Annotated in this window: 9 protein-coding genes; 4 read left to right on the top strand and 5 right to left on the bottom strand. The window is 41.4% G+C overall.

Annotation, left to right across the window (positions count from 1 at the left end; translation table 11 throughout):
• Nucleotides 1-46: 46 nt before the first annotated feature.
• The 4 genes from sucD to sucA all read right to left on the bottom strand — a co-directional run bounded on the left by sucD (nt 47) and on the right by sucA (nt 6192).
• Nucleotides 47-916, bottom strand: coding sequence for a succinate--CoA ligase subunit alpha (gene sucD, locus A3EO_RS0111620; RefSeq protein ID WP_013745216.1), 870 nt, complete (start codon nt 914-916; stop codon nt 47-49).
• Nucleotides 916-2082 (bottom strand): ADP-forming succinate--CoA ligase subunit beta, encoded by a 1167-nt coding sequence (gene sucC, locus A3EO_RS0111615; RefSeq protein ID WP_018347271.1) that lies wholly within the window; start codon nt 2080-2082, stop codon nt 916-918. Before sucC ends, sucD begins: the two co-directional genes overlap by 1 nt.
• A gap of 67 nt (nt 2083-2149) precedes the next feature.
• A complete protein-coding gene (odhB, locus tag A3EO_RS0111610; protein WP_018347270.1) occupies nt 2150-3361 on the bottom strand; it encodes a 2-oxoglutarate dehydrogenase complex dihydrolipoyllysine-residue succinyltransferase in 1212 nt (403 codons plus the stop codon).
• Between the two features lie 17 nt (nt 3362-3378).
• Nucleotides 3379-6192, bottom strand: a complete 2814-nt coding sequence (sucA, locus tag A3EO_RS0111605; RefSeq protein WP_018347269.1) for a 2-oxoglutarate dehydrogenase E1 component — start codon at nt 6190-6192, stop codon at nt 3379-3381.
• Nucleotides 6193-6537: 345 nt separating this feature from the next.
• On the opposite strand from sucA, the gene A3EO_RS0111600 reads away from it, so the two are divergent.
• From A3EO_RS0111600 to A3EO_RS0111585, 4 genes are all read left to right on the top strand, one after another.
• Entirely contained in the window at nt 6538-7824 is a 1287-nt protein-coding gene (locus A3EO_RS0111600) for a citrate synthase (RefSeq protein WP_018347268.1), read from the top strand.
• Between the two features lie 215 nt (nt 7825-8039).
• Nucleotides 8040-8615, top strand: a complete 576-nt coding sequence (locus tag A3EO_RS0111595; protein ID WP_018347267.1) for a TetR/AcrR family transcriptional regulator — start codon at nt 8040-8042, stop codon at nt 8613-8615.
• 32 nt (nt 8616-8647) lie between these two features.
• On the top strand, nt 8648-9838 hold the full coding sequence (locus tag A3EO_RS0111590; protein WP_018347266.1) for an efflux RND transporter periplasmic adaptor subunit: 1191 nt from the start codon (nt 8648-8650) through the stop codon (nt 9836-9838).
• A gap of 23 nt (nt 9839-9861) precedes the next feature.
• Entirely contained in the window at nt 9862-12936 is a 3075-nt protein-coding gene (locus A3EO_RS0111585; protein ID WP_018347265.1) for an efflux RND transporter permease subunit, read from the top strand.
• Nucleotides 12937-13032: 96 nt separating this feature from the next.
• Here the strand turns inward: A3EO_RS0111585 and A3EO_RS0111580 are convergent.
• A partial coding sequence (locus tag A3EO_RS0111580) for a YadA C-terminal domain-containing protein (RefSeq protein WP_018347264.1) occupies nt 13033-13617 on the bottom strand: 585 nt, incomplete at its 5' end.

Genomic DNA, 13617 nt, shown 5'->3' with positions numbered 1-13617 from the left:
CTCTCGAATACCGGTTTTTTCTATTTATGATACAGACGACTAAAAACTAGCCTAAAATTTCACGTAATGCTTTACCAATATCGGCAAGACTACGTACAGTTCTTACACCGGCTGCTTCTAATGCAGCATATTTTTCATCTGCTGTACCTTTACCGCCACTAATAATCGCACCAGCGTGTCCCATACGTTTGCCTTTCGGTGCAGTCACCCCGGCAATATAAGAAACGACAGGTTTAGTCACGTTTTGTTTAATATAAGCAGCAGCTTCTTCTTCCGCAGAACCACCGATTTCACCGATCATTACAATCGCTTTGGTTTCCGGATCAGCTTGGAATAATTTAAGAATATCAATGAAGCTTGAACCCGGAATCGGGTCACCACCGATACCGACACAGGTTGATTGACCATAACCTTCATCTGTAGTTTGTTTTACTGCTTCATAGGTTAATGTACCTGAACGTGAAACAATACCGATACTACCTTTTTTGTGAATATGTGCCGGCATAATACCGATTTTACATTCATCCGGTGTAATCACACCCGGGCAGTTTGGTCCAATCATTCGTACACCGGTTTGATTTAATTTTTGTTTAACTACCAACATATCTTCGGTTGGAATACCTTCAGTGATACAAACAATTAATTGAATTCCAGCATCAATCGCTTCCAAAATCGCATCTTTACAACCAGGTGCAGGCACATAGATAACACTGGCAGTTGCACCGGTCGCTTCAACCGCTTCACGAACGGTATTGAATACAGGCAAACCTAAATGTGTAGTGCCGCCTTTATTCGGTGAAACACCGCCGACAAGTTGTGTGCCGTAAGCTAACGCTTGTTCTGAATGGAATGTTCCTTGACCACCGGTAAAACCTTGGCAAATCACTTTTGTATTTTTATCAATTAAAATAGACATTATTTATCCTCCGCTGCTTTAACCACTAACTGCGCTGCTTCTGTTAATGAGTTGGCAGCTGTAATTTTAAGTCCGCTGTTGGCAAGAATTTCGCGTCCCAATTCAGCGTTATTACCTTCCAAACGCACAACTACCGGCACGTTAATTCCGACTTCTTTCACTGCATCAATAATACCGTTGGCGATTAAGTCACAACGTACGATACCACCGAAAATATTGACTAATACCGCTTTCACATTTTTATCTGAAAGAATAATCTTAAATGCAGTAGCAACACGTTCTTTAGTCGCGCCACCACCAACATCAAGGAAGTTTGCTGGATTACCACCGTGCAATTTAACGATATCCATTGTACCCATCGCCAAGCCGGCACCATTCACCATACAACCGATGTTACCGTCAAGTGCAACATAGTTAAGTTGTGATTCTTCCGCTTCGGCTTCACGTGGATCTTCTTGACTTAAATCACGCATTGCCAATAAATCCGGATGACGATATAACGCATTACCGTCAATCACTACTTTGGCATCAAGACAGTGCAATTTACCGTTTTTCAAAATCACAAGCGGGTTGATTTCAAGTAGAGAGGCATCTTTTTCAACGAACAATTTAGTTAATTGGCAGAACATTTGAGTAAATTGTTTGGTTTGTTCCGGATTTAAACCAAGTTTAAATGCCAATTCACGACCTTGATAAGGCATACCGCCGATCAAGGCATCAACATACACTTTATGTAATAAATGTGGGGTTTTCGCCGCAACTTCTTCAATGTTTACACCACCTTCAGTTGAAGCCATAAAGACAACGGATTGTGATGAACGGTCAATAACCATACCGACATAGAGTTCTTTTTCAAGATCTGATGCTTCTTCCACATAAATTGTGTTGACCGGCTGTCCATTCGCATCAGTTTGGAAAGTCACTAAACGTTTACCTAACCATTTGTTAAAAAATTCAGTTAATTGTTCTTCTGTCTGAACCAATTTAACGCCGCCGGCTTTACCACGTCCACCGGCGTGAACCTGACATTTGACCACCCATTCTTTACCGCCCAATGTTTTCATTGCCTGCAAACCTTCTTCGACAGTTTGACAAGCAATACCTCTGCTCACTGGTAATTTATATTCAGCAAAAATCTGCTTACTTTGGTATTCATGTAAATTCATGATTTCTCCTATTTAGTATGTGCCTACCTTTACGGTAGGCATTGATTAAAGGTGATGGTTATTAAGTTTAGATTTCCAATAAAATACGTGTCGGATCTTCTAACAATTCTTTGATTGTAACTAAGAAACCAACAGATTCTCTGCCGTCTACCAAACGGTGGTCATAAGAGAGCGCCAAATACATCATTGGGCGAATTTCCACCTGACCGTTAACCGCTACCGGACGATCTTTAATCGCGTGCATACCAAGAATTGCACTTTGCGGCGGATTAATAATCGGCGTAGACATTAATGAGCCGAACACACCGCCATTGGTAATAGTGAAGTTACCGCCGGTTAAATCTTCAACGGTTAATTTGCCGTCACGACCTTTTTCAGCAAGTGATTTAATTTGTTTTTCAATTTCAGCCATACTGAGTTGATCACAATCGCGTAATACCGGAGTGACTAAGCCACGTGGGGTTGATACGGCAATGCTGATATCGAAATAGTTGTGGTAAACAATATCATCGCCATCAAGAGAAGCATTGATTTCCGGATAACGTTTCAAAGCTTCAACAACGGCTTTAACATAGAATGACATAAAGCCTAAACGAACACCGTGTTTTTTCTCGAACTGTTCACCATACTGTTTACGCAATTTTTTAATTGGTGTCATATCCAATTCATTGAAAGTCGTCAACATTGCAGTGCTGTTTTTCGCTTCTAGTAGACGTTCTGCAATACGTTTACGTAAACGGGTCATCGGAACACGTTTTTCACTGCGTGCCACTAATATCGGAGCCGGTTCAGCCGCTGCAGCTGCCGGTGCTTTAGATGCGGAAGCTAAATAAGCTTCAACATCTTCGCGAGTTAAACGTCCGCCAACACCGGAACCTTTAATCTTGCTCGGGTCAAGATCATTTTCAGCCAATAGACGACGAACTGCCGGACTCAATGCATCATTTGTGCTTTCCGGCTCAATTGCCGCTTGTTGACGATCTGATGGTGTCGGTTCAGTTTTATTTACGCTGGCATTTGTTTCTTCGCCTTCTTTAACAGCGCGTAATTTACCTAACAATTGTTTACTGACAACTGTTGCACCTTCTTCTTCCACAATAGCATCCAACACACCATCAATAGGTGCCGGCACTTCCAAAACCACTTTATCGGTTTCAATTTCAACAAGGACTTCATCACGTTTAACGAACTCACCTGCTTTTTTATGCCAAGTTGCTACGGTCGCATCCGCTACAGATTCCGGTAAATCAGGAACAACAATTTCTTCAATATTACTCATTTATATAACCCTCTACTTTAGTTAGATTCTTTAGTTTCAATAGTTAATGCGTCATCAATCAATGCTTTTTGTTGTTTGATATGTAATGACATATAACCGACCGCCGGTGATGCAGATGCCGGACGACCTGCATAACGTAATTTTGCTCCTTCCGGTATAGAAGCATAGAAATTATGTTGGCTACAATACCACGCACCTTGGTTTTGCGGTTCTTCTTGACACCAAACAAAATCAGTAACGTGTTGATAAGCCGATAGAATTTCTTTGATCTCTTCGTGTGGATATGGATAAAGCTGTTCAATACGAACAATAGCAACATCCTTAATTTCACGTTTACGTCTTTCTTCCAACAGATCGTAATAGACCTTACCGGAACAAAGCACCACACGTTTCACCTGTTTTGCATCAATCGGATCAATTTCACCAATCGCATTCTTAAATGAACCGTCATACAACTCTTTCATTTCAGACACTGCCAATGGATGACGGAGCAAAGATTTAGGTGTAATCACGATCAATGGACGGCGTACCTTACGCAATAATTGACGTCTTAACATATGGTAAACCTGTGCCGGTGTTGACGGTACGCAAACTTGGATATTATCTTGCGCACAAAGTTGTAGGTAGCGTTCCAAACGTGCAGATGAGTGTTCAGGACCCTGACCTTCATAACCGTGAGGTAAAAGCATTACCAAACCGCACATTCTGCCCCATTTTTGTTCGCCGGAGCTGATAAATTGGTCAATGACAACTTGCGCCACATTGGCAAAATCCCCGAATTGTGCTTCCCACAAGGTTAATGTTCTCGGTGTGGTGGTAGCAAAACCGTATTCAAATGCAAGTACAGACTCTTCTGACAATACGGAATCCCACACTTCAAACTCACCTTGTTTATTATGGAGATGCTGTAACGGCGTATAAGTGGTGCCATTTTGTTGATTATGCAACACGGCGTGACGATGGAAGAAAGTACCGCGTCCTGCATCTTCACCGGATAAACGGATATGATTGCCGTCATCCAATAAAGTGGCATATGCCATTGTTTCTGCCATTCCCCAGTCAAACGGTTTTTCACCACGCGCCATTGCTTGGCGGTCATTGTAAATTTTCGCAACACGACTTTGTAGCACGTGATCTTCCGGATATTCACTGATCTTATGTGCCAAAGCTTTAAAACGCTCTTCCGGGAATTTACTTTCGTAAGGAGAAGTCCAACTGTGATTTAAGTAAGGCAACCAGTCGATCTTATTCATATCGATTGGCGTATATTCCGCAACAACACACTCACCTTGGTCTAATTTATCGCGATAATCGTTCGCCAAAGCGGTTGCTTCTTCATCGCTGATAATCTGTTGTTGTACTAAATAATCGGCATACACTTTGCGCGGTGTCGGATGACCTTTAATTTTCTTATACATCAACGGTTGAGTGGCAGAAGGTTCGTCCGCTTCGTTGTGTCCGTGACGACGATAAGAGATTAAATCAATGAAAATATCACGTTTGAATTTAGCACGGTATTCCACCGCAATGCGTCCAGCAAAGGCTACCGCTTCCGGATCATCGCCATTTACGTGGATAATCGGTGCCTGAATCATCTTAGCAATATCAGTACAATATTCTGTAGAACGTGTATCGTGCGGATTGGAAGTGGTAAAACCGATTTGGTTATTAATTACGATACGAATAGTACCGCCGACAGTATAACCACGCGTTGCCGACATATTTAATGTTTCCTGCACAATACCTTGTCCGGCTACGGCTGAGTCACCGTGTACGGTTACCGCCAACACATTTTGACGCTCGGTATCGTGGCTACGATTTTGTCTTGCACGCACAGAACCGATAACAACCGGGCTGACAATTTCCAAGTGAGAAGGGTTAAATGCTAATGCTAAGTGAACAAGACCGTGTTCGGTCATAAAATTAGAAGAGAAACCTTGGTGGTATTTCACATCGCCGGTACGATCAGTAAGGTGTTTTCCGGCAAATTCATCAAACAATTCACTCGGTTTTTTACCCAGTACATTCACCAGCATATTCAAACGTCCGCGGTGCGCCATTCCCATCACCACATCTTTTACGCCCTGTTTGCTGGCGTGGCGGATAATCTCTTTCATTAAAGGAATAAAGGCATCGCTACCTTCCAATGAGAAACGTTTTGCACCCGGGAATTTTGCGCCTAAATAACGCTCCAAGCCGTCTGCTGCGGTTAACTCTTTTAAGAAAGTCAACTGCTCTTCTTTGCTGAACAACGGTTTATTCAAAACCGATTCAATTTTTTCTTGTAACCAACGACGAATATCGATATCGGTAATATGCATAAATTCAATCCCGATATGGCCACAATAAGTTTCTTTTAAAGCTTTGTCGATTTCACGCAACGTCATACTTTCACGTTGGTAAACATAATGTCCAATATTAAAGTGTTCATCCAACTCTTCGTCTGAAAAACCGTGATAATGGTAATCCAATTCATCAATCGCCGGTCTGTTCCACATTTTTAATGGGTCAAGATCAGCATTAAGGTGGCCTCTAAAACGATATGCATTAATCCATTGTAATAAACGCACCTGCTTCGCACCTGCTTCCGGATCAATAACAGTTTGCTGATTGCGACGGCCTTCACTGGCCAATTTACGGAAATAATTTTTTACCGGTGCGTGAGGTTGGTCATTCGCCGTTTTCCATTGTTGGAAAATCTGTTGCCACTCCTCGGCTACACTGTTTGGATCAGTTAGGTAAGATTCATAGAGATCTTCAATATAAGATTGATTCGCACCACCAAAAGCTGTGGAAGCAAGCCATTCTTTCATTGTATTGTTAGATTGCATTGATAAGTCCTTCATTTTTTACTTATAGTTGAACTACAACTTCACTATTTTATTGAGTAAATCATTTTGATACACCCATTAAAATAGCTAGATGATTCACTCTAAAGTGGAGTATGCTTATTATTATGCATTAAAAAATTTTTTTCTGTGACATTTGTTACATTTTTAACAAAAAAAAAACAAAAAATTGCAAAAATTTTTTGATCTACCTCTAATTTTGAAAAAAAAGTGAGGGCAAGCAAAAAATAATGATGTTATATTGTATAACAACTTATTAACATACAGTTAAACAAACCCACAATATCATGCTGACGTTTTTCTAAAAAAGACAAGAAGGAGGAATTTATGTCAGAACTTACTGCAAAACTAACTATCAGTGATGGAAGAGAATATGATTTGAATGTACATCACGCTGAGTTAGGTTATGATGCGGTTGATGTGCAATCATTAACTTCACAAAAACTATTTACCTTTGACCCGGGTTTAATGTCGACCGCAACTTGTAAGTCATCCATCACCTATATCGATGGTGATAAAGGTGTGTTATTACACCGCGGTTATCCAATCGATCAACTTGCAGAAAATGCTGATTATCTTGAAGTCGCCTATTTATTACTTTTCGGCGAACGTCCAACCTTAGAACAATACAAAGAATTCACTCAATTAGTAAAAAGACACACTCTTGTACACGAACAGTTAAGTCGTTTCTTCAACGGTTTCCGTCGTGACTCTCACCCGATGGCGGTAATGTGCGGTGTTAGTGGTGCATTAGCTGCGTTCTACCACGATTCTATCGATGTGAAAGATGCCCAAAACCGTGAATTGACTGCAATTCGTTTATTGGCAAAAATGCCGACACTTGCCGCAATGTGTTATAAATATTCTATCGGTCAACCATTTATGTTCCCGCAAAATCATCTATCTTATGCGGGTAATTTCCTTTATATGATGTTCGCTACTCCTTGTGAACCATATGTTGTCAATCCGGTTCTTGAAAAAGCAATGGATCGTATCTTTATCCTCCACGCCGACCACGAACAAAACGCTTCAACTTCAACAGTACGTACTGCTGCTTCTTCCGGTGCAAACCCATTCGCTTGTATCGCTGCCGGTATCGCCTCTTTATGGGGACCTGCTCACGGTGGCGCCAACGAAGCCTGCATCAATATGTTGGAAGAAATCGGTACGGTTGATCGTATTCCTGAATTTATCGCACGTGCAAAAGATAAAAACGATCCGTTCCGTTTAATGGGCTTTGGTCACCGTGTTTATAAAAACTACGACCCTCGTGCTAAAGTAATGCGTCAAACCTGCCACGAAGTATTGCAGGAATTGAAGATTAATAATCCATTATTTGATGTAGCGATGGAATTGGAACGTATCGCACTTAACGATCCGTACTTCATTGAAAAGAATCTTTATCCGAACGTTGACTTCTATTCCGGTATCATCTTAAAAGCAATCGGTATCCCAACCTCAATGTTTACCGTAATGTTTGCTTTAGGTCGTACCGTTGGTTGGATTGCACACTGGAAAGAAATGTACAATCAAGGCAACTTCAAAATTGTACGTCCTCGCCAAATTTACACCGGCCACAAACAACGTGATTTTGAGCCAATGGATAAAAAATAATTTCCTCCGACATTGACTTTCCTTTTTCCCACATTTTTAGCAATAAAAATGTGGGATTTTTTAACACAGAAATCCGCAACCAGTCTGCATTGGCACTAACTATTTCCTAATAAATCTTGTCTAAACTTACACGAAGAAAATCTTGACTTTGATCACAAAAAAAATAGAATGAACGAACGTTCATTCACACCCCCAAATAGGAGAGAAAAACCGCAATGACAGCAGAAAATGAAATGCTTCAGCAGATCTTTCGTGCAACAGAAAAGTTGATTGCCCAATATGGTGTACACCAACTCTCTATGCAAAAAATCGCTAAAGAAGCAGGAATTGCTGCCGGCACTATTTATATCTATTTCAAAAGCAAAGAAGAATTATTGCAACGTCTTGCCTCCGATCTTTTCCAACGTTTCCAAACCTGTGTCAATAAAGGCATTAATCCGGATTTACCCCTGTTTCAGCAATACCGCCAAATGTGGTGGAATTTGTGGCACTGGCTACACGCCAACCCTCAGGTCATACTCACAATGAACCAATACCGCGCGCTGCCGGATTTTTACGACATTATCGAAGAGTGCCTGAATATTACTGATGATGCTTGGCACTGTTTAACCGAAAGAGGAAAGCAAAGCGGTGAAATTGCCGATCTGCATCCTGATATTCTGTTCAGTTTAAGCTTGGAAAGTGCGATCAATATGGCAGAAAAAGATCTTCATTTACGAATGAAAAGTGATGAGCAGGATTTAGAAAAGATTATCCAACATAGCTGGAATGCTATTTTGCCCCTTTCTTAATATGATTTATTTTTTAATACGGAGAAATTTAAATGGCTGAAAATCAGGCTGTAAAGCCTCGTCGTTCAAAACGCTTTATTGTGAAAGTCGTTTTGTTAGTCACACTGTTGATATTTGCGTTGGTGATTGCTGCGCATTTTATTAAAAAAGTGAAAACCAACGAATTCTTAAGCAATATGCCGCCTAACATTATTCCAATTACGGCGGTGAAAATTGAACCTCAAGATTGGATTCCGGTGATTAACAGCACTGCATTGGTGCGACCGAACCAAGGTGCAATGTTGAGTTCACAAGGCACCGGCACTGTCGCCAGCGTCAATATTCAATCCGGGCAACACGTGAAAAAAGGGCAAGTGTTGGTTGAGTTGGATAACTCGGTTGAAAAAGCCAATCTGGTTGCGGCGGAAGCAAAACTTCCGGCGGCTAAATTGACTTATAACCGTTACCTTGCCTTGATGAAAACCAATAGCGTTTCAAAAACTGAATTGGATAATGCAAAAGCCACTTATGAAAACTTGGTTGCTACTGTCAATGGTTTAAAAGCAACGATTCAGCGTCGTCAGATTGTTGCGCCGTTCGATGGTGAAGCCGGTATTATTAAAGTGAATGTCGGTGAATACGTTACTGCCGGTACTGAAATTGTACGTGTTGAAGATCGTAGCAAAATGAAAGTCAATTTCGGCATTTCGCAAGACGAACTCAGTCAATTACATTTACAACAGCAAGTAAAAGCGGTTAGCGATGTTTATCCTGATGAAACTTTCTCAGCAGTAATCACCGCGATCGAACCGGCTATTAACAAATCCACCGGGTTAGTCGAAGTGGAAGCCACTTTTGAAGGGCAAACCAAATTAATTTCCGGTATGTTCGTTCATCTTAAAGTAGAACGTCAAACCGAAACCAATCAAGTGGTCGTGCCGCAAGTTGCCATCAGCTACAATATGTATGGTGAAACCGCTTATATCCTCGTTCCGCTTACAGAAGAAGATAAAGCGAAACTCGGCGACCAACCGTTGGATAATGTCTATAAAGCACAACAAATCACAGTGCAAACTAAAGACCGTCGCAGTGTTCACGCTCAATTAGCAGCAAACCCTGCACTTAAAGCCGGCACCTATATCATTACCGGTGGGTTGCAGAATGTCAGCGGCGGCAGTTATGTCAGAGTGGTTGATAAACCGGTGATTGGTGCTACTGAACCAGAAACAAAAACTAATCTTTAAGCATTAGCAAATTAGGAAAAAAGATGAAATTTACCGATCTTTTTATTAAACGCCCGGTGCTTGCCATTTCGATTAGCTTGTTGATTGTCATTCTGGGATTACAAGCAATATCAAAACTGGCAGTTCGGGAATATCCAAAACTTGTCACTACCGTGATTAATATCACGACAGCTTATCCGGGAGCGGACGCGGAATTGGTCGAAGCATTTATTACTTCAAAAATCGAGGAGGCGGTTGCGCAAGCGGATAACATTGACTATATGTCTTCATCCAGTGCGCAAGGTTCCTCTCGCATTACTGTAAAAATGAAGTTAAATGCTGATCCAAACGGTGCTTTGGCGGATGTATTGGCAAAAGTGAACTCTGTTCGTTCGCAATTACCTTCCGATATTGAAGACCCGACAATTACCTCTTCTACCGGTGGTTCCGGTATTATGTATATCGGTTTCACCTCGAAAGAATTAAATTCCAGTCAGGTTACCGACTACATTGAACGTGTTGTCAAACCACAATTCTTTACGGTATCCGGTGTGGCAAAAGTGGAAGTTTTCGGAGGCGCTTCTTACGCTTTGCGTATTTGGCTGCAACCTGAAAAAATGGCAGCGCTCGGCTTGTCCGCCAGCGATGTAATGGGAGCATTGTCACAAAATAACGTACAGACTGCGGCAGGTAGTGCCAACAGTTATTATGTTACCTATAAAAACAAAGTGGAAACCACGACAAAATCCGCTGATGAGTTGCGCAACTTAGTGCTATTCTCTAAAAACGGTAATATCGTGAAACTCGGCGATATTGCAAAAGTCGATATGGATAAAGAGAGCGATGACGCACGTGCAGCGGCAAACGGTGAAAATGCGGTCGTTTTAGGCATTGAGCCGGCGGCGGATGCTAACCCATTGACAGTGGTAAAAAACATTTATCCACTTTATAACTCTATTAAAGAGAGCTTGCCTAACAGTATCGAAAGCCGTGTACTTTACGATAAAACCATTGCGATTAACGACTCTATCAACGAAGTTATTCACACCATCTTTGAAGCAACCGTAATCGTGCTTGTCGTGATCACAATGTTCTTAGGCTCTTTCCGAGCAATGATTATTCCGGTGGTCACTATTCCGATTTCACTTATCGGGGTAATTATGTTGCTGCAATTCTTTGATTTCTCGATCAACCTGATGACGCTACTAGCGTTGATTCTCGCTATCGGTCTGGTGGTGGATGATGCGATCGTAGTGTTGGAAAATGTCGACCGACATATCAAAGAAGGCGAAACCCCATTCCGTGCGGCAATTATCGGTACACGTGAAATCGCCACTCCGGTTATCTCAATGACTATTGCGCTTTGTGCGGTATATTCGCCAATGGCGTTGATGGGCGGAATTACCGGAACGCTGTTTAAAGAGTTCGCCTTAACTCTTGCCGGTGCGGTGTTTATTTCCGGTATTATTGCGTTAACACTGTCACCAATGATGTGCGGTAATATCCTCAAAGCTCACACCAATCCGACCAAACTGGAAATTCGTGTTGAACGTACTTTGAACAGCGTAACTGATCTCTATCAACGTATGTTGGCATTGATGTTGGACAGCCGTAAATTGGTGATTTTCTTTGCAGTATTGATTTTCGCCAGCTTGCCGGTGTTAATGAGCAATCTTTCCAGTGAATTAACCCCGAATGAAGATAAAGGTGCGATTTTAGCATTGGGTACAGCGCCATCTAATGCCAATATTGATTATGTACAGGATGCAATGAAACAGTATGAGAAAATCCTTTCAGAAACGCCTGAAGTGGAATTCTCTATGGTGATTTCCGGTGTGCCGAGTACCAACCGTTCATTGGCAATCGCCAGTTTGACCAACTGGAGCAATCGTGACCGCAGCCAAACTGAAATTGCAAATGAGATCAACCAGAAAGCGAAAGCTATTCCGGAAATCAGTGTAAACGGCTTCTCGTTCCCGGAAATTGAAACCGGTGAACAAGGACCTCCGGTCAGTTTCGTTATCACCTCTGCGGATGATATTCACAAAATTGCGTTAGTGGCAGAACAAGTGTTAAATGCGGCAAGAAAATCCGGTAAGTTTATTTATAACAGCCTTGATTTGAAATTCGATACACCGCAAATGCACATTACTATCGACAAAGAAAAAGCAGGTACTTACGGTATCAGTATGCAGCAGATCAGTAAATTATTGGGAAGTTATCTCGCCGGCGGCACAATCACTCGTGTCGGTATCGACGGACGTTCCTATAAAATCATTTCTGAAGTACCGCGTGCAGACCGTTTAAATCCGGAAGATTTGAATAACTATTTCGTTACTGCTGCAAACGGTGATTCTGTGCCGCTCGGTAACTTAATCAAAATGGAAATTAACTCTGAGCCGCTTTCTTTAAGCCGTTTCAATCAGTTAAGTTCTGCGGTTATCAGTGCAATTCCAATGCCAACTAGCTCCGTAGGGGATGCAGTAAAATGGTTTGAAGGAGAAGGAGCATCATTGTTGCCAAGCAATTACAGCTATGACTTCAAAGGCGAAGCGCGTCAATTCGTACAAGAGGGTAATGCGCTTGCAGTCACTTTCGTACTGGCGGTACTGATTATCTTCTTAGTGCTTTCCATCCAATTCGAATCAATGCGCGATCCGTTGGTCATTATGATCTCCGTACCGTTGGCAATCAGTGGCGCGTTATTGATGTTAAATATTCTGTCGTTATTCGGCATTGCCGGTACAACGCTCAATATTTACTCAGAAGTGGGATTGATTACTTTGGTTGGTTTAATTACCAAACACGGAATCTTGATGTGTGAAGTGGCAAAAGAACAGCAATTATTGTTCGGCAAAGATCGTATTGAAGCCATCAGCTATGCGGCAAAAGTGCGGTTACGTCCAATTCTGATGACCACCGCCGCAATGATCGCCGGTTTGATTCCGTTACTTTACGCAAGCGGTGCCGGTGCGGTATCTCGTTTCAGTATCGGTATCGTCATCGTATCCGGTCTTGCTATCGGTACTTTGTTTACCTTGTTTGTATTGCCGGTCATTTATACTTTGGTGGCAAGTAAACACAAGCCGTTGCCAGTCTTTGAAGAAAGCGCTTCTTAATCCCACAATAAAATAAAAGGTCTGGAGCATTATCCAGACCTTTATCAATAATCTAAAAACAAAAAAGGAACATTTTCATTTAAGATTCAACAACAATTAGAATTGATAGCCAATAGAAGTTGATGTACTAAGATCTTTATTACTACCATTCATTCCTGTTGCAAAACTAAATTTTGCTTTCCAACGCCCATTATCACTTAATCTTGATATTCCAATCGCAATAGCACTACGATCACGATAAGTCCCCAAACCGACAGCAATCATACTTTTTCCATCTTTAGTCGCCGAAACTAAACCAGCCATTGCATTGCTAGCTGCAATCCCACTAGCAAGACGATCATCTAATGATTTTATATCGCGATGTAATTGATTAATTTGCTTATCCAAATTTAATTTTCTGCTTTCAAGTTGTTGAATACGATCTTCATGATTTTCTATTACAGTTCTATTCGCATTTATCGCATTAGTATTGTTGGTTATAGCAATTCTATTCGTATTTATCGTATTAGTATTATTTGTTATAGCAGTTTTATTCGCCTCTATCGCATTAGTATTGTTGGTTATAGCAATTCTATTCGTATTTATCGTATTAGTGTTTTTGGTTATAGCTTTGTTGTTCTCCGTTATCGCATTAGTGTTTTTGATTATAGCTTTGTTGTTCTCCGTTATCGCATTAGTGTT

The organism is Gallibacterium anatis DSM 16844 = F 149 (assembly GCF_000379785.1).
GTDB classification, from domain to species: domain Bacteria; phylum Pseudomonadota; class Gammaproteobacteria; order Enterobacterales; family Pasteurellaceae; genus Gallibacterium; species Gallibacterium anatis.
The sequence above is the reverse complement of the archived record's forward strand: the minus strand, read 5'-3'. Positions and strand labels throughout refer to the sequence as shown.